Source organism: Streptomyces sp. NPDC091292 (assembly GCF_044757265.1).
Classification (GTDB): Bacteria; Actinomycetota; Actinomycetes; order Streptomycetales; family Streptomycetaceae; genus Streptomyces.
The window spans coordinates 81,132-97,251 of sequence record NZ_JBIVUQ010000014.1 but is presented as its reverse complement, the minus strand read 5'-3'; the positions used below and the strand labels follow the sequence as shown (position 1 = coordinate 97,251).

General features: G+C 71.9%; 17 protein-coding genes. 8 read left to right on the top strand and 9 right to left on the bottom strand.

The window, feature by feature from the left end:
- Window positions 1-657, top strand: a complete 657-nt coding sequence (locus tag ACIQNU_RS30685; RefSeq protein ID WP_401372606.1) for a TetR family transcriptional regulator — start codon at window positions 1-3, stop codon at window positions 655-657.
- 91 nt (window positions 658-748) lie between these two features.
- Here ACIQNU_RS30685 and def read toward each other — a convergent pair whose 3' ends face one another.
- The gene (def, locus tag ACIQNU_RS30680) at window positions 749-1,294 is read right to left on the bottom strand and encodes a peptide deformylase (RefSeq protein WP_401372604.1); all 546 of its coding nucleotides are present in this window, start codon (window positions 1,292-1,294) and stop codon (window positions 749-751) included.
- Between the two features lie 136 nt (window positions 1,295-1,430).
- Here def and ACIQNU_RS30675 point away from each other — a divergent pair, with 136 nt between their 5' ends.
- The 5 genes from ACIQNU_RS30675 (at window position 1,431) to ACIQNU_RS30655 (ending at window position 6,012) form a co-directional block, all read left to right on the top strand.
- The gene (locus tag ACIQNU_RS30675) at window positions 1,431-2,669 is read left to right on the top strand and encodes a MurT ligase domain-containing protein (RefSeq protein WP_401372603.1); all 1,239 of its coding nucleotides are present in this window, start codon (window positions 1,431-1,433) and stop codon (window positions 2,667-2,669) included.
- 55 nt (window positions 2,670-2,724) lie between these two features.
- Window positions 2,725-3,453 carry a type 1 glutamine amidotransferase gene (locus ACIQNU_RS30670; RefSeq protein WP_401372601.1) on the top strand — a complete coding sequence of 243 codons (729 nt, stop codon included), beginning with the start codon at window positions 2,725-2,727 and terminating at the stop codon, window positions 3,451-3,453.
- Between the two features lie 169 nt (window positions 3,454-3,622).
- Entirely contained in the window at window positions 3,623-4,648 is a 1,026-nt protein-coding gene (locus ACIQNU_RS30665) for a 6-phosphofructokinase (RefSeq protein WP_401372599.1), read from the top strand.
- 114 nt (window positions 4,649-4,762) lie between these two features.
- Window positions 4,763-5,713 (top strand): cytochrome c oxidase assembly protein, encoded by a 951-nt coding sequence (locus tag ACIQNU_RS30660; RefSeq protein ID WP_401372597.1) that lies wholly within the window; start codon window positions 4,763-4,765, stop codon window positions 5,711-5,713.
- A 128-nt stretch (window positions 5,714-5,841) separates the two neighbouring features.
- A complete protein-coding gene (locus tag ACIQNU_RS30655; RefSeq protein WP_401372596.1) occupies window positions 5,842-6,012 on the top strand; it encodes a hypothetical protein in 171 nt (56 codons plus the stop codon).
- Between the two features lie 39 nt (window positions 6,013-6,051).
- Here ACIQNU_RS30655 and ACIQNU_RS30650 read toward each other — a convergent pair whose 3' ends face one another.
- Complete coding sequence (locus ACIQNU_RS30650) at window positions 6,052-7,413, bottom strand: hypothetical protein (protein ID WP_401372594.1); 1,362 nt, start codon at window positions 7,411-7,413, stop codon at window positions 6,052-6,054.
- Between the two features lie 215 nt (window positions 7,414-7,628).
- On the opposite strand from ACIQNU_RS30650, the gene ACIQNU_RS30645 reads away from it, so the two are divergent.
- Both ACIQNU_RS30645 and ACIQNU_RS30640 read left to right on the top strand, forming a co-directional pair.
- On the top strand, window positions 7,629-8,375 hold the full coding sequence (locus tag ACIQNU_RS30645) for a lysophospholipid acyltransferase family protein (RefSeq protein ID WP_401372592.1): 747 nt from the start codon (window positions 7,629-7,631) through the stop codon (window positions 8,373-8,375).
- Window positions 8,376-8,476: 101 nt separating this feature from the next.
- On the top strand, window positions 8,477-9,514 hold the full coding sequence (locus tag ACIQNU_RS30640) for an NAD-dependent epimerase/dehydratase family protein (protein WP_401372590.1): 1,038 nt from the start codon (window positions 8,477-8,479) through the stop codon (window positions 9,512-9,514).
- Between the two features lie 78 nt (window positions 9,515-9,592).
- On the opposite strand, the gene ACIQNU_RS30635 is transcribed toward ACIQNU_RS30640, so the two are convergent.
- The 7 genes from ACIQNU_RS30635 to ACIQNU_RS30605 all read right to left on the bottom strand — a co-directional run bounded on the left by ACIQNU_RS30635 (window position 9,593) and on the right by ACIQNU_RS30605 (window position 15,969).
- A complete protein-coding gene (locus ACIQNU_RS30635; protein WP_401372588.1) occupies window positions 9,593-11,191 on the bottom strand; it encodes an alpha/beta hydrolase in 1,599 nt (532 codons plus the stop codon).
- Between the two features lie 162 nt (window positions 11,192-11,353).
- Window positions 11,354-12,115, bottom strand: a complete 762-nt coding sequence (locus ACIQNU_RS30630) for an urease accessory protein UreD (RefSeq protein WP_401372586.1) — start codon at window positions 12,113-12,115, stop codon at window positions 11,354-11,356.
- Window positions 12,112-12,801 carry an urease accessory protein UreG gene (gene ureG, locus ACIQNU_RS30625; protein ID WP_401372585.1) on the bottom strand — a complete coding sequence of 230 codons (690 nt, stop codon included), beginning with the start codon at window positions 12,799-12,801 and terminating at the stop codon, window positions 12,112-12,114. The genes ACIQNU_RS30630 and ureG overlap by 4 nt, the downstream gene beginning before the upstream one ends.
- A gap of 152 nt (window positions 12,802-12,953) precedes the next feature.
- Window positions 12,954-13,628 (bottom strand): urease accessory protein UreF, encoded by a 675-nt coding sequence (locus ACIQNU_RS30620; protein ID WP_401372583.1) that lies wholly within the window; start codon window positions 13,626-13,628, stop codon window positions 12,954-12,956.
- On the bottom strand, window positions 13,628-15,349 hold the full coding sequence (locus ACIQNU_RS30615; RefSeq protein WP_401372581.1) for an urease subunit alpha: 1,722 nt from the start codon (window positions 15,347-15,349) through the stop codon (window positions 13,628-13,630). The genes ACIQNU_RS30620 and ACIQNU_RS30615 overlap by 1 nt, the downstream gene beginning before the upstream one ends.
- Window positions 15,342-15,653: an urease subunit beta gene (locus ACIQNU_RS30610; RefSeq protein WP_401372579.1), complete on the bottom strand. Its 312-nt coding sequence runs from the start codon at window positions 15,651-15,653 to the stop codon at window positions 15,342-15,344. Before ACIQNU_RS30610 ends, ACIQNU_RS30615 begins: the two co-directional genes overlap by 8 nt.
- 13 nt (window positions 15,654-15,666) lie before the next feature.
- Complete coding sequence (locus ACIQNU_RS30605) at window positions 15,667-15,969, bottom strand: urease subunit gamma (RefSeq protein ID WP_401372577.1); 303 nt, start codon at window positions 15,967-15,969, stop codon at window positions 15,667-15,669.
- Window positions 15,970-16,120 lie beyond the last annotated feature (151 nt).

Sequence of the window (16,120 nt, the reverse complement as noted above, 5' to 3'; positions counted from 1 at the left end):
ATGGACACCACACAGCGCAGCGATCAGCAGCGGTCGGCCGACCGCCGCCGTCGCGAGCTGCTGGAGGCCGCGGACCGGGTCGTGCTCCGGGACGGGCCCGGGGCCTCCATGAACGCCATCGCCGCCGAGGCCGGCATCACCAAGCCGATCCTCTACCGCCACTTCGGCGACAAGGGCGGTCTGTACGCGGCCCTCGCCAAGCGGCACACCGACGCCCTGCTCGCCTCGCTGCGGGCCGCCCTCGACGCGCCGGCCGAGCGCCGCGCCCGCGTCGAGGCGACCCTCGACACCTACCTCGCGGCGATCGAGGCCCGGCCGCAGGTGTACCGCTTTCTGATGCATCCCGCCGATGCCACCTCCCAGGGCGAGGGCGGCGGGGACCAGGGTTTCGACGTGGGGCTGCACTCCGCTCCCCTGCTCCGCCGCCTGGGTGAGGAACTCGCCGACGTCATCGAGGAACGGCTCGACCTCGGACCGCAGGGCGAGCGGCTGTCGCGGGTCTGGGGCCACGGCATCGTCGGCATGATGCACGCCGCCGGCGACTGGTGGCTCGGCGAACGCCCCTGCTCGCGAAGCGAGTTGGTGACGTGCCTGGCGGATCTGCTGTGGGGGCGGCTCGCCGCCGCGGGCGACCGCGTGGGCGGTCCGGGGTTCTGACCCCGGACCCCGCCCCGGCAGCGGCGTGTTTCCTCCCGCCGCAGCGCCGGCGCGCCACGACGGTGTGGGTCCGGCGGCATCTGTGGCGGGCTCAGGTGTCGCTGTTCCACCTGGCTTTGGAGACCGCCCGCAGCAGGCGACGGCGCCGCAGGCCGGTGACCCGGTCGACGTACAGACCGCCGTCGAGGTGGTCCATCTCGTGCTGGAGGCAGCGCGCGAAGAACCCCGTACCGTGCACCCGCACCGGCTCGCCCGTCAGCGTCACGCCCTCGACCACCGTGTGGTCGAAGCGTTCCGTGCCCGCCTCCAGGCCCGGCAGGGACAGACAGCCCTCCGGACCCCGTACCACCACCCCGTCCGTCTCCACGAGACGGGGGTTCACGACATGCCCGAGGTGACGGCGGTCCTCGTCGTCGGGGCAGTCGAACACGAAGACCCGCGCCGACTCGCCGATCTGGTTCGCGGCGAGACCGACCCCCCGGGCGGCGTACATCGTGGCGTACAGGTCCTCCACCAGACACGCCAGACGCGGCCCGAAGTCGGTGACGTCGTCGCAGGGCGTGCGCAACAGCGGATCGCCGAGCAGGATGAGGGGCCGGACACGCCCCGAGGCGCCCGGAATCGTGCTGTGAGGCATGGCCGCAAGGGTACGTTCACCAGACCCGCCCACTCCGCGCCGGTGCCGCAGTTCGGGCACGTGACCGGATCTCGATAGGCTGAGGGCCATCGATGCCGGGCAGGCGCGGCGCCGTACGCAAGGAGGATCCAGAACGATGGCAGGCAACTCGGACCCGCTGTCGCCGCGGGCCAAGCTGGCCGTGACGGCGGGCAAGGCAGCCGCGGCGGTCTCTCGGGCGGCGGGCCGCGGCAGCGGCTCGGTGATCGGCGGCCGGGTGGCGCTCAAGCTCGACCCGGAACTCCTCGGACGGCTCGCCCAGCATCTCGACGTCGTCCTCGTCTCCGCCACCAACGGCAAGACCACCACCACCCGGCTGATCGCGGAGGCGCTCGGCGCCGCCGGTCCCGTCGTCTCCAACGCGCTCGGCGCGAACATGCCCGCCGGTATCACCTCGGCCCTCGCGGGCGGCTCGGACTCCCGGTTCGGCGTCATCGAGGTCGACGAGAAGTACCTCGCGGGTGTCGCGCGGGACGTGGAGCCCAAGGCCATCGCCCTGCTGAACCTCTCGCGCGACCAGCTCGACCGCGCCGCCGAGACCCGGATGCTCGCCGAGCACTGGCGCGAGGGCCTGGCCGGATCCAAGGCCGTCGTCATCGCCAACGCGGACGACCCGCTGGTCGTCTGGGCGGCGTCCTCGTCGCCGAACGTCGTCTGGGTGGCGGCGGGCCAGATGTGGAAGGACGACGCCTGGTCCTGCCCGTCCTGCGGCGGTGTGATGCAGCGCCCCGGCGACGACTGGTACTGCGGCGAGTGCGGCTTCCGCCGGCCCGCGCCGAGCTGGGTGCTCCAGGGCGACTACGTCCTCGACCCGCACGGCTCCGCCTGGCCCATCCACCTCCAGCTCCCCGGCCGCGCCAACAAGGCCAACGCCGCCACGTCGGCCGCCGTCGCCGCCGTCTTCGGCGTACCGCCGCAGGTCGCGCTGGAGCGCATGTACCAGGTGCAGGCGGTCGCCGGACGGTACGACGTCGTGCAGTTCATGGGCCGCGATCTGCGGCTGCTCCTGGCGAAGAACCCGGCGGGCTGGCTGGAGACGTTCTCGCTGATCGACCCGCCGCCGACCCCGGTCATCCTCTCGGTGAACGCGCGCGGCGCGGACGGCACCGACACCTCCTGGCTCTGGGACGTCGACTACACCCGGCTCGGCGGACACCCGATCTTCGTGATCGGCGACCGCAAGCTGGACCTCGCGGTACGCCTCGAAGTGGCCAACCAGAACTTCCAGGTGTGCGAGTCCGTCGACCAGGCCGTGCAGATGGCGCCGCCCGGCCGGATCGAGGTCATCGCGAACTACACCGCGTTCCAGGACCTGCGCCGCCGCGTCGGCAACTGACCCGCACACCACACGCCTCGGGGATCACCGCCCCACGGACCAAGGAATCTCGATCATGAGCGACAGCAGTCTGCGACTGGTGTGGGTCTACCCGGACCTGCTGAGCACCTACGGCGACCAGGGCAACGCGCTGGTCGTGGAGCGCCGGGCGCGCCAGCGCCGTCTCGACGTCACCCGTATCGACGTCCGCAGCGACCAGCCGGTACCGACCTCCGGCGACATCTACCTGATCGGCGGCGGTGAGGACCGCCCGCAGCGCCTGGCGGCCGAGCGGCTGCGCCGCGACGGCGGTCTGACGCGGGCCGTGGAGAACGGCGCGATCGTCTTCTCGGTGTGCGCCGGGTACCAGATCCTCGGCCACGAGTTCATCAACGACCTCGGCGAGCGCGAGCCGGGCCTCGGGCTGCTCGACGTGATCTCCACGCGCGGCGAGGGCGCGCGCTGCGTCGGGGACGTGCTGGGCGACATCGACCCGCGCCTCGGGCTGCCGCAGCTCACCGGCTTCGAGAACCACCAGGGCGTCACCCACCTGGGCCCGACGGCCCGCCCCTTCGCACGGGTCCGCCTCGGCAACGGCAACGGCACGGGCGACGGCACCGAGGGCGCGTACAACGACACCGTCTTCGGCACCTACATGCACGGTCCCGTGCTCGCGCGCAATCCGCTGATCGCGGACCTGCTGCTCAAGCTGGCGCTCGACGTGAACGCGCTGCCGCCCACCGACGACCGCTGGTACGACGCCCTGCGCGCCGAGCGCGTCGCGGCGGCCCAGCAGCCGGCCTGACCCCCGGGCGTCCACCGTCCCGTCTGATGCGTAATCCGCTCACTTGTGCGGGTGTGTCCAGTGGGCGGACGCCTGGTAGGGCCGGAACCGGGGCCGCCGGTATGGTGGCCGTGTCCCGCCGGACAGCGTGGTCCGGTCCTCGGTCCACGGTGCAAAGGTATTCCGGGCAATGCGTATTGGTGTCCTCACCTCCGGCGGCGACTGCCCCGGTCTGAACGCGGTCATTCGATCGGTCGTCCACCGCGCCGTCGTCGACCACGGCGACGAGGTCATCGGCTTCCACGACGGCTGGAAGGGCCTGCTGGAGTGCGACTACCGCAAGCTCGACCTGGACGCGGTCGGCGGCATCCTCGCACGCGGCGGAACCATCCTCGGCTCGTCCCGTGTGCAGCCCGCACATCTGCGTGACGGCGTGGAGCGGGCCCGGGGCCACGTCGCCGAGCTGGGGCTCGACGCGATCATCCCGATCGGCGGCGAGGGCACCCTCAAGGCGGCCCGGCTGCTCTCCGACAGCGGCCTGCCGATCGTGGGCGTGCCGAAGACCATCGACAACGACATCGCCGTGACCGACGTCACCTTCGGCTTCGACACGGCCGTGGGCGTCGCGACCGAGGCCCTGGACCGGCTGAAGACGACCGCCGAATCGCATCAGCGGGTCCTCATCGTGGAGGTCATGGGCCGCCACACCGGCTGGATCGCCCTGCACTCCGGCATGGCGGCGGGCGCCCACGCCATCGTCGTACCGGAACGCCCCTTCGAGATCGAGGAGTTGGCGAAGCGGGTCGGCGAACGGTTCTCGGCGGGCAAGAAGTTCGCGATCGTGGTGGCCGCCGAAGGCGCCAAGCCGGCCGCGGGCTCCATGGAGTTCGACGAGGGCGGCAAGGACGTCTACGGGCACGAGCGGTTCGCGGGCATCGCCCGGCAGCTCTCGCTTGAGCTGGAAGAACGCCTCGGCAAGGAGGCGCGTCCGGTGATCCTCGGACACGTCCAGCGCGGCGGCACCCCCACCGCGTACGACCGGGTGCTCGCCACACGCTTCGGGTGGCATGCCGTGGAGGCCGTGCACCGGGGCGAGTTCGGCAAGATGACGGCGCTGCGCGGCACGGACATCGTGATGGTGTCGCTCGCCGAGGCCGTCGAGACGCTGAAGACCGTGCCCGACGAGCGGTACGCCGAGGCGGAGTGCGTGCTGTGACCCGCTGACCCGAGTTCCGTACCGGAACCGCCCCCGGCCGCAGTGGTGGCCGGGGGCGGTTCTAGTCTGGTCCGGACAGACGGCGTTCAACCAGCACGAAACAGGAGCCGGTGGATGGATCACAGCGGGCACGGCATGACCATGGATCTGCCGCCGTTCACGCTGGGACGGGGGCTCCAGTGGTCCACGGACCCGTTCTTCCTCATCGGCTGCGCCCTGGCGCTCGCCCTCTACGGGTGGGGTGTGGTGCGGCTGGTCCGGCGCGGTGACCGCTGGCCGGTCGGCCGGACGATCTCCTTCACCATCGGTGTGCTGTCCATCGTCCTGGTGATGTGCACCCGGCTGAACGACTACGGCATGGTCATGTTCAGCGTGCACATGGTGCAGCACATGGTGATCAGCATGCTGTCGCCGATCCTGCTGCTGCTCGGGGCGCCGATCACGCTGGCCCTGCGGGCGCTGCCCGTCGCGGCGCGCGGCCACAAGGGGCCCCGCGAGGTGCTGCTGATGTTCCTGCACAGCCGGTATCTGAAGGTGATCACGCACCCCGCGTTCACCATCCCGCTGTTCATCGCCAGCCTCTACGGCCTGTACTTCACGCCGATCTTCGACTTCCTGATGGGCTCCAAGGTCGGGCACCTCTCGATGATGGTGCACTTCCTCGCGACGGGCCTGGTGTTCTTCTGGCCGATCATGGGCGTCGACCCGGGCCCGCACCGGCCGGGCTATGTGATGCGGATGCTGGAGCTGTTCGCGGGCATGCCCTTCCACGCCTTCTTCGGGATCGCCCTGATGATGGCGAGCGGCCCGATGATCGGCCCCTACCAGAACCCGCCCGCCTCGCTCGGCATCGACGCGCTGGCCGACCAGACGGCCGCGGGCGGTATCGCCTGGGCGTTCAGCGAGGTGCCGTCGGTCCTGGTGCTGATCGCCCTGCTGTTCCAGTGGTACGCGTCCGACCAGCGGCAGGCGCGCCGTCAGGACCGGGCGGCCGACCGGGACGGGGACAAGGAGCTGGAGGCGTACAACGCCTATCTGGCCTCGCTGAACGCGCGCAGTCGCTAGAACACCGGATGTCGCCGTGAGGGTACTGGTGTGCCTTCTCTAGCGGTGGGCCCCGTTTCCGGGTGAGGATGGACATATGGCCGCAGCTCGGGCGGACGGCGCCCCGCTGCCGTGAGGAGGGTGTCCAGATGCCCGGTTCCACGCACGGTTCCACGAAGACCATGGGGGTACTCACCGTCGGCGGGCTGGTGGCGGTGACGGCCTACTCGGTGGCGCTGGGAAGCAACGGCTGGCTGTGGTTCGGCTGGGTGATCCTGGTCCTGCTGACGCTCGGGATGGTGGTGTCCCGGGGCAACTGAGGCGGTCCCGGGTTCGCGTCGGTCCCGTGGGACCTGGGGTCAGTCCCGTTCCGCCGGTACCACCTTGACCAGCTCGTCGCCGTCACAGTAGGTGACCGCAGTGTGCTCGTACCCGCCGACCGCCCGGCAGTCGGATGTCGTCTCCCACAGCACCTTGTCGTCATGGCCGAACAGGACGAGACGGCGGCCGTCCTGCCAGAAGCGGTTTCCCGTGACGGCTGTGGCGTCGGGGCCGAGGCCCTTGGGGCGTACGGGGTCGGATCCGTGCAGCGGCCGGTCGGCGCGTCCGTCGGCGCGGACGACCGGCTCGGTGTCGCTGCCGCCGTCGTGGACGAGGTACTCGCCGGGCGCGAGCCGCACGCCCGGGGTGTTCTCGGTGTCCGCCCCGATGATCCGTGCGCCCTCCTTGTCCGGCAGGACCATGCCGAGCCGCTCGACCAGCGGAATCCGGCGGTCCCAGCGGCAGCCGGTGGTGGGGTCGCGGGGCGCCTGCGGCTGGTCCCAGACGATGTCCCAGCGGCGGCCCCGGTCCCCGTCGACGGAGGCGGCCGGGCCCGCGACGACGGTGGTGCGGCAGGTGCCCTTGGCGGGCGCGGTGATCAGGACGGTGCGGTCGCCCCAGCGGCCGATCCGGTCGACGGTTCCGGCCGGCGGCTTCAGGCCCTGCTCCCAGCGGACGGCGCCGTCCTCGACGCCGACGGTTCCGACACGGTCGTCGGTGACCAGGTACGGCAGGCAGTACCCGTACACGCTGTCCTTGTCGCGGACGAGCGCGTCGGCCTGGCAGGAGTCGAGGACGCGGACGGGGCCGTCGACCGTGCGGGTCCAGACGCGATCGCCGGACCATGAGTTCCAGCCGGTGAGGCGGCAGCCGGCGGCGGCTTCGGGGGCGCACGTGACCGCGACGGCCACGGCGGTGGACGTGTCGTGCGGCAGGAACACCCTTGTGTGCGCGGGCAGTTGGTGCCGCCAGGAGAGGGTGCCCGAGGTCAGGTCGACACCCGCGACGGCGGTGGCCCCGGAGCCCTTGCCGTCGCCGCCGACCAGGACGGTCGTCGCGCCGAAGGTCAGGGCGGAGTGGGGTGTGCCGGGCTGACGTGACGTCAGCGCGAACTCCTCGGGCAGGGTCACGCTCCAGCCCCGTCCGTCCGTACTCCCGGACTCCTCGTCCCCGCTCTCCGGGAGACGTACGAGCGTGCGGCCCTGGCCGAGCAGGCGTGTCGTGACGTCGGTCAGCGCCCAGCGGCCGTCCGACGCGGGGGCCACCGGCAGGGCGGTACGCGAGGACTCCCGGGGCACCGCATCGCCGTCCCCCCACATCGGCGGGCTCTGCCCGAAACAGCCCGCCAGCGCAAGGCCGGCCAGTACCGTGCCCAGCGCACGGCCCCCGACACGTCGCATCCCGTCCGTCCCCCCGTTCGCGCGATGAAGTCCACCAGTGTGTACATACGTGGAGCGGGGTGCGCCAGGGACAGTTCGGCCGGTCACTGGTATCCGTCCGATCAGAAGTGGTCACACGTGGGCGCGCCGCGCTTACACTGGGCCCCTTCGAACCACCCCCCTGAACTGCGAGAACGCAGTTCGTTCGGCCCACTGGCGCAGTCGGGAGCCCGCCCGTGTTCTATTACGTCCTCAAGTACGTGCTCCTCGGCCCCCTGCTGCGGCTGTTGTTCCGGCCCCGCATCGAGGGTCTTGAGCATGTGCCGGAGACGGGTGCCGCGATCGTCGCGGGCAACCATCTGTCGTTCTCCGACCACTTCCTGATGCCGGCGATCCTGAAGCGGCGCATCACGTTCCTCGCGAAGGCCGAGTACTTCACGGGCCCCGGGATCAGGGGGCGGCTCACGGCGGCGTTCTTCCGCAGCGCCGGGCAGATCCCGGTGGACCGGTCCGGCAAGGAGGCCGGGCAGGCGGCGATCCGTGAGGGCGTCGGGGTGCTGAGCAAGGGCGAACTCCTCGGCATCTACCCGGAGGGCACCCGCTCGCACGACGGCCGGCTGTACAAGGGGAAGGTCGGGGTCGCCGCGATGGCGCTCAAGGCGGGCGTCCCCGTGGTGCCGTGCGCGATGATCGGCACCTTCGAGGCCCAGCCGCCCGGTCAGGTGCTGCCGAATCTCCACCCGGTCCGTATCCGCTTCGGCAAGCCGCTGGAGTTCTCGCGGTACGCGGGCATGGAGCACGAGAAGGTCGTCCTGCGCGCGATCACCGACGAGATCATGTACGCGATCCTGGAGCTGTCGGACCAGGAGTACGTGGACCGGTACGCGGCGGTGGTGAAGGCGGAGGAGACGGCCGCGAAGGCCGCGAAGCCCGAGGAGACCGGCGGCTCGTCCCGCAAGTTCCCCCGGCTGCCGCTGAGTTGAGACCGTCGGTCCGGCGGTCCGGAACCGGTTCGCCCGGCGCGAAATCTGCTGCCCGCTAAGTTGCCTGTTCCCGTGGCTCGACATCGGCCTACGGTCCCCGCATGAAGAACGCAGTGGTGATCGGGGCGGCGGGACAGATCGGGCGGGCGGCGGTGCGTGCGCTCGCCGAGGACGGATGGACGGTGACGGCGGCGTCGCTGGGAGGCGGCGGAGACCCGAACTGGCCGGAGGACGTACGGACCGTGCGGCTGGACCGCACGGACGACGCGGCCGTGGCGGACGTCGTCGGGGACGGCTGCGACGTACTGGTGGACATGGTCGCGTTCACGGCCGGACACGCCCGGCAGCTCATCGGGCTCGGTGACCGGATCGGCTCGGCGGTGGTGATCTCCACCGGCGCGGTCTACGCCGACGAGCAGGGCCGCAGTTTCGACACGCAGGACGAGCCCGACGGCTTCCCCGCCTTTCCGGTGCCGCTCCCGGAGACCCAGCTCAGGGTCCCGCCGGGCGACGCGAGCTATGGGACGCGGAAAGTCGAGATGGAGAACGAACTCCTCGCGGCGGGCGACCGGTTGCCCACGACGGTGCTGCGCGCCGGCGCGGTCCACGGCCCGCACTGCCGCACCCCGCGTGAGCTGTACTTCGTGAAGCGGAACCTGGACGGCCGGGGGGTGCGGGTGCTCGCGTACGGCGGGCGGAGCCGGTTCCATCCGCTGAGCCTGCGCAATGCCGCCGAGCTGATCCGGCTCGCCGCCGCCCGGCCCGGCAGCCGGGCGCTCAACGCGGGCGACCCGGACGTACCGACCGTCCTGGAGATCGGCGCCGCCGTCGACGCGCTGATGGACCGCGAGACCGAGACGGTCCTCGTCGAAGGGGAGCCGCCTTCGCCGGAGGTCGGCGGCAGCCCGTGGGGGATCGCGCATCCCATCGTGTACGACATGACCGCCGCCGAGCGCGAACTCGGCTACCGGCCCGTGACCACGTACCGCGAGGCCCTGCCGGAGACGGTGGCCTGGCTGACCGAGCGGGTGCGCGGCCGGGACTGGCGCGAGGCGTTCCCCAAGATGGCCGCCTCCTACGACCCGATGGGCGATCTGTTCGCCTACGCGGCGGAGGACGCCTGGCTCGCGGGGCGCTGAGCGGGCGTCGGACACCCGCACGCGAAGGAGGGGCGGCCGGATGGTCCGGCCGCCCCTCCCCTGTGTCGCTGCCGGTGCCTACGGCTTGGGCGTGGCGTGCGGCTCGCACGTCACGTCACGGCTGTCCAGCGCGCCGCTCAGCAGGTAGGCGTCCACCCGCTCGTTGATGCACGGGTTGACCAGGTTGGTCACACCGTGCGAGCCCGCGTCCTTCTCGGTGATCAGGCGGGAGCCCTTGAACCGCTTGTGCAGTTCGAGCGCGCCGGGGTACGGCGTCGCCGCGTCCCGGGTCGCCTGGACGATCAGGACGGCCGGCAGGCCCTTGCCGGTCTTGACGTCCACGGGCGTCTGCTGCTTCACCGGCCAGGTCGCGCACGGCAGGTTCATCCAGGCGTTGGCCCACGTCATGAACGGGTAGTCCTTGTGGAGCCGCGTGTTGTCGCGGTCCCACTTCTTCCAGTCGCTCGGCCACTTGGCGTCGGTGCACTCGACGGCCGTGTAGACGGCGTTGCCGTTCTCCGACGAGGCGTTGCCCGCGGTGTCCGACATGTCGGGCGACGCGGCGTCGATCAGGGGCTGCGTGTCACCGGCGACGTACTTGCTCCACGTGGAGGCGATCGGCACCCACTGCGAGTCGTAGTACGGCGCGCTCTGGAAGAAGCCGATCAGCTCGGCCGGGCCGACCACGCCACCGAGGGGGCTCTTCTTCGCGGCGGCCCGCAGCTTCAGCCACTGCTGCTCGACCTGTGCCTGGCTGGTGCCCAGGTGGAAGGTGGCGTCGTTCTTGGCGACCCAGGTGGTCCAGTCGTTCCAGCGCATCTGGAAGGCGACGTCCTGGTCGAGGTTGGCCTCGTACCAGATCTTGTCGCGCGACGGGTTGACCACGCTGTCCACGATCATGCGGCGGACGTGCGTCGGGAAGAGGGTGCCGTAGACGGCGCCCAGGTAGGTGCCGTACGAGACGCCCAGGAAGTTGAGCTTCTTCTCGCCGAGGCCCGCGCGGATGACGTCGAGGTCGCGTGCGGTGTTCGGCGTGGTCATGTGCGGCAGCATCTCGCCGCTGCGCTCGGCGCAGCCGTCCGCGTACTCGGCGGCGAGCTTGCGCTGCGCGCGCTTGTCGGCCTCGCTGTCGGGGACCGGGTCGGCCTTGGGGGCCTTCACGAACTCCTGCGGGTCGATGCAGGAGATGGGCGCCGAGTGGCCGACACCGCGCGGGTCGAAGCCCACGAAGTCGTACGCCTTCGACGTCTTCACCCACAGCGGGGCCTTGTTGGTGACCCGCGTCGGGAAGCGGAGGCCGGAGCCGCCGGGACCGCCCGGGTTGTAGACGAGGGCGCCCTGGCGCTCCGCCTTGGTGCCGGTGCTGACCGCGCGGTCGACGGCGAGCTTGATCTGCTTGCCGTAGGGCTTCGCGTAGTCGAGGGGAACGGTGACCCAGCCGCACTGGACGCCCGTGGGAAGCCCCCAGTCGGCGTCACAGTCCTTCCAGTCGATGCCGGCCTTCTCCGCGCGTGCCGCGGCGATCGCGGCGCCGAGGGCCTCGCGGTCCTGGCCGTGCCCGTCGGAGTGCGCGCTGGCCGCCGGTGCGGACAGCGCGCCGGCTATCAGCGTCCCCGCGATGAGGGTGCCGGCGGAGCCGAGTACGGCGACTCGTCTCGCTCGTCCTGTCCGTCTCAAGTGTGACCTCCCGTACGCAGTTTCGAGCAGTACGGGGATCCTGTCGGCTGTGAGGTCCCTGAGAACAGGCGTGGACCGCGTTCTTTACCAATCCGATAACCGGGTACCGACGTTCCGTTGAGCGGAGATGTCGGCCTGCCGAACGGTGGGGTTCGCGGCGCCTCACGCGAGCCGGTGCAGCGCCGCGTCGAGGTCGCGCCGTACCTGCCGTGCGTCCGGCGCGACGACGGTGACCAGAACGGCGGGCCCGGCGAGCGGCATGACCGCTCCGTGGTCGCCGAGCGGCCCGGCCTCCGGCATGGCGTGCGCGAACTCCGGTCGTACGAGGACGAGTTGCCCGAGGGCGCGGTGGCCGGCGAGTCCGGCGGGTCCGTCCCAGCCGCCGGGTGCGCCGGGTCCGCAGGCGAGTTCCTGGTCGAGGAGGGTGCGGCCCGCGAGGCGGACGGTCAGCCGGCTGGTCAGGGTGCCGGGGGCCTCTCCGCTGCGGCCGAATACCTGTTCCTCGCGCAGTACGAGCCGGGCGCCGGGGGCGAGTTCGGCGCGGGTGGTGACGTGGAGTTCGCTGTCGCGAGCGGAGATGAGCTGTTCGGGCAGCCAGCGCAGCGAGGCGCCGTCGGCGACGGTGAGGCGGACGTCGTAGCGCGCGGGCTGCTTGGACTGACCGGGCAGGGCGAGGGTCGCGGCGGCGGACCCGATGTGCAGCCGCGCTCCGCCGCGTACGTCCGCGTCGACGGTGAAGTGGTCGCCGCCGAGGGGTCCGCTCATGGCGCCGACCAGCAGGACGCGTGCCTCGGGTCCGGCGGCGCGGGTGCGGCGGACGGCGAGCGGGCCCTCGCCGGTGAGCAGGGGAAGCGCGGTGGCACCGCGGCCGTCGGGGGCGGCGGTGATCCGGGCGGTGGCGCGGACGCCCGCCGCCGAGGTCATGCCGTGGTCCAGTCGGCGAGGCGTCCGCGGACCCAGTCGGCGACGGACCGTACGCCGTCGTCGGTCCGCAGGGACTGGAAGACGACGGGGAGTCCGGCGCGCTGGGCCTTGGCGTCGGCGGCCATGCGCTCCAGGTCGGAGCCGACGTACGGCGCGAGGTCGGTCTTGTTGACGACGAGGAGGTCGGCGGTGGTGACGCCGGGACCGCCCTTGCGGGGGATGTCGTCGCCGCCCGCGACGTCGATGACGAAGATCTGCGCGTCGACCAGGCCCTTGGAGAAGGTGGCCGTGAGGTTGTCGCCGCCGGACTCGACGAGGATCAGGTCGAGTGGTCCCACCTCGTCCTCCAGGTCCTCGACGGCTTCGAGGTTGGCGGAGATGTCGTCGCGGATCGCGGTGTGCGGGCAGGCCCCGGTCTCGACGGCGGTGATCCGCTCGGGCGGCAGCACGGCCTCACGGAGCAGGAACTCGGCGTCCTCGCGGGTGTAGATGTCATTGGTGACGACGGCGAGGGAGAGGCTGTCGCGGAGTTCCTTGCAGAGCGCGGCGACGGTCGCGGTCTTCCCGGATCCGACGGGCCCACCGAGCCCGACCCGCAGCGCACGCCGGGTGCCGTCGCCGCGCAGGGGCGCGGCGCTGTGGGTGTGGCGCTGGGGGAAGGTGGTGGTGTCGTGGTCGAGATGCATGAGGGGGTCCTTCGGGGGGCGGGGTGTATGGGCGGGTGCGGGATCGGGGGGCGGCTTGTGGTCGAGCGGGCGGAGGCCGGGGCGGGCGAAGGTCGGAGTGTGCGGTGAGAGACAGGGTGGGTGGGCTCATAAAAAGAAAAGGCGTGCGGGGGTCAGGACGCGAAGAGCCGTACCGGCCAGGCCGCGTGGGCCTCGGCGGCGATCTCCAGGAGCGGCGCCGACGCGGCGGGCAGCGCGTCGGGGCCCTCCTCGCGCACGCGCAGCGCCGCGTCGACGGCGCGCCGTGCGACCTGGTCCATGTCCGGCGCGAGCCGGGCGAGCACGCCGGTGGCGTCGAACGGGTCGAGGCTGAGCAGCCGTACGGTCGCGGTCGCGGGCCCGCTGACGCTCTCGTACGCGGCGCAGTACGCGGCGTCATCGGGCCCGAGTCCGGCCGCGCGGGCGGTGAGGCCAAGCACGACGGGCTGATGGGCGCCGCGCGGGCGGGCCGCCGCCAGTGCGTCGAGTTCGGGGTGTGGCCAGGTCGCGCGGGCGGCCCGGGTGAGCTGCCTGCCGAGCCGGCGGGCGGCGGTGCGCAGGGCGGGTGAGGGGGTGCGGGCGTCGGCGGCCTCGTCGAGGACGAGCGGGTCGGTGCCGAGCGCGGCGGCGGCGGCGAGCACGGCGGACACCAGCCCGGTGGTGTGCAGCCGCCCCCGGCAGAAGTCGCCCAGGCTCGGTCCGTCGGTGACGCGTCCGGCGGCGACGGCCGCTTCGGCGCCGCCGGAGTGGGCGTGCCCACCGGCGGGGAAGCGGCCGTCGGCCAGGACGAGCAGTGCGGCGCGGGACATCAGAACAGGAAGTAGCGCTGAGCCAGGGGCAGTTCGGTCGCCGGGGCCGGTTCGACCAGCTCTCCGTCGATGGTGACGGCGAAGCTGTCGGGCGCCACGTCGACCCGGGGCAGCGCGTCGTTCTGCCGCATGTCCGCCTTGGTCAGTCCGCGGGTCGAGGTGATCGGGACGAACCGGCGGGCGAGGCCGAGGCGTTCGGGCAGTCCGTCGTCGAGTGCGGCCTGGGCGACGAAGTTCAGCGAGTTCGCGGCCGGGGCGCGGCCGTGTGCGCCGAACATCCGGCGCGGCAGGACGGGTTGCGGGGTCGGGATGGAGGCGTTGGCGTCGCCCATCTGCGCGTACGCGATCTGTCCGCCCTTGATGACGAGCTGCGGTTTGACGCCGAAGAACGCGGGGCTCCAGAGGACGAGGTCGGCGAGTTTGCCGGGCTCGACGGAGCCGATCTCGCGGTCCAGGCCCTGGGCGACGGCCGGGTTGATGGTGTATTTGGCGACATAGCGACGGGCGCGGTGGTTGTCGGCGCGGGTGTCGCCGGGCAGCGCGCCCCGGCGCCGCTTCATGACGTGCGCGGTCTGCCAGGTGCGCAGGACGATCTCGCCGATACGGCCCATGGCCTGGGAGTCCGACGACATCATCGAGATGGCGCCCAGGTCGTGCAGGATGTCCTCGGCGGCGATCGTGGTGGGCCGGATCCGGGACTCGGCGAAGGCGAGGTCTTCGGGCACGGCCGCGTTGAGGTGGTGGCAGACCATCAGCATGTCGAGGTGTTCCTCGACGGTGTTGACGGTGTGCGGGCGGGTCGGGTTGGTGGAGCTGGGCAGCATATGGGGCAGCGACACGGCCGTGATCATGTCGGGTGCGTGTCCGCCGCCCGCGCCCTCGACATGGAAGGCGTGCAGGGTGCGTCCGGCGACGGCCGCGAAGGTGTCGCCGACGAATCCCGCCTCGTTGAGGGTGTCCGAGTGGATGGCGAGTTGGGCGCCGCTGTCCTCGCAGACGCCGAGGCAGGCGTCGATGACGGCGGGCGTCGCGCCCCAGTCCTCGTGGATCTTGAACCCGAGTACGCCGGCCCGGAGTTGGGCGTGCATCGACTCGGTGGACATGGTGTTGCCCTTGCCGAGGAAGCCGATGTTGACGGGGCTGGACTCCATCGCCTCGAACATCCGGGCGAGGTGCCAGGAGCCGGGCGTGATGGTGGTGGCCTTGGTGCCTTCGGCGGGTCCGGTGCCGCCGCCGACGAGCGTGGTGACGCCGGACGCGAGAGCTTCGTCCACGAGGGTCGGCGAGATGAAGTGGACGTGGGTGTCGATGGCTCCGGCGGTGACGATCTTGCCGTTGCCCGCGATGACCTCGGTCTCGGGTCCGATGACCAGGTCGGGGTGTACGCCGTCCATGGTGTCCGGGTTGCCGGACTTGCCGATGCCGGTGATCCGGCCGTCCCGGATCCCGATGTCGGCCTTGACGATGCCCCAGTGGTCGATGATCACGGCACCGGTGATGACGGTGTCGGGGGCGCCCTGGGCCCGCGAGGTGCGGGACTGGCCCATCGACTCGCGGATGACCTTGCCGCCGCCGAACACGGACTCGTCGCCGGAGCGTCCGGGGCCGCCGCAGCGGTCCTCCTCGATCTCGACCAGCAGATCGGTGTCGGCGAGGCGGATGCGGTCGCCGGTGGTGGGGCCGAACAGATCGGCGTACGCGGCACGGGACAGTTCAGGCATCGAGGGCACCTCCGGTCTCGCCGCGCAGGCCCGGCACGATCCGCAGGCCGGCCAGGGGGACGAGTTCGACGTCGACGGGGATCCCGGGTTCGAAGCGGACGGCGGTCCCGGCGGCGATGTTGAGCCGCCTGCCGTGGGCGGCCGTGCGGTCGAAGGCGAGCCCGGGGTTGGCCTCGGCGAAGTGGTAGTGGGAGCCGACCTGGACGGGCCGGTCGGCGGCGTTGAGCACGGTGAGGCGGGTGGTCTCGCGGCCCTCGTTGACGACGACGGGCTCGTCCGCGAACAGGAACTCTCCGGGAATCACGCGGCGGCCCCCGTCAGACGATCGGGTCGTGGACGGTGACGAGTTTCGTGCCGTCGGGGAACGTGGCCTCCACCTGGACGTCGTGGATCATCTCGGGGATGCCGTCCATGACGTCGTCGCGGGTGAGGACCTTGCGGCCCGACGCCATGAGTTCGGCGACGGTCCGGCCGTCGCGGGCGCCTTCGAGCACATGCGAGGTGATCAGCGCGATCGCCTCGGGGTGGTTGAGCTGCACGCCGCGGGCCCGGCGCTTCTCGGCCACGTCCGCGGCCACATGGATGAGCAGTCTCTCCTGCTCGTGCGGGGTCAGTTGCACGGCTCCACCTCATGATCCTCGCTCCGGACCGTGCGGGGTCCGGTCGCCGCGGCCACCGCGACGGTCGGGACGTCCGGGGCGGGCAGGCCGTCACGGACACACCGACGCACGTGATGATCACGCGCTTCGCCTACGAAATCCCAGGTGGCAC

Bases quoted from the DNA above. Each gene is read 5' to 3' on its own strand.
- ACIQNU_RS30685 (WP_401372606.1), top strand. From the start codon at position 1: ATGGACACCACACAGCGCAGCGATCAGCAGCGGTCGGCCGACCGCCGC.
- def (WP_401372604.1), bottom strand. From the start codon at position 1,294: ATGCCTCACAGCACGATTCCGGGCGCCTCGGGGCGTGTCCGGCCCCTC.
- ACIQNU_RS30675 (WP_401372603.1), top strand. From the start codon at position 1,431: ATGGCAGGCAACTCGGACCCGCTGTCGCCGCGGGCCAAGCTGGCCGTG.
- ACIQNU_RS30670 (WP_401372601.1), top strand. From the start codon at position 2,725: ATGAGCGACAGCAGTCTGCGACTGGTGTGGGTCTACCCGGACCTGCTG.
- ACIQNU_RS30665 (WP_401372599.1), top strand. From the start codon at position 3,623: ATGCGTATTGGTGTCCTCACCTCCGGCGGCGACTGCCCCGGTCTGAAC.
- ACIQNU_RS30660 (WP_401372597.1), top strand. From the start codon at position 4,763: ATGGATCACAGCGGGCACGGCATGACCATGGATCTGCCGCCGTTCACG.
- ACIQNU_RS30655 (WP_401372596.1), top strand. From the start codon at position 5,842: ATGCCCGGTTCCACGCACGGTTCCACGAAGACCATGGGGGTACTCACC.
- ACIQNU_RS30650 (WP_401372594.1), bottom strand. From the start codon at position 7,413: ATGCGACGTGTCGGGGGCCGTGCGCTGGGCACGGTACTGGCCGGCCTT.
- ACIQNU_RS30640 (WP_401372590.1), top strand. From the start codon at position 8,477: ATGAAGAACGCAGTGGTGATCGGGGCGGCGGGACAGATCGGGCGGGCG.
- ACIQNU_RS30630 (WP_401372586.1), bottom strand. From the start codon at position 12,115: ATGACCTCGGCGGCGGGCGTCCGCGCCACCGCCCGGATCACCGCCGCC.
- ureG (WP_401372585.1), bottom strand. From the start codon at position 12,801: ATGCATCTCGACCACGACACCACCACCTTCCCCCAGCGCCACACCCAC.
- ACIQNU_RS30620 (WP_401372583.1), bottom strand. From the start codon at position 13,628: ATGTCCCGCGCCGCACTGCTCGTCCTGGCCGACGGCCGCTTCCCCGCC.
- ACIQNU_RS30615 (WP_401372581.1), bottom strand. From the start codon at position 15,349: ATGCCTGAACTGTCCCGTGCCGCGTACGCCGATCTGTTCGGCCCCACC.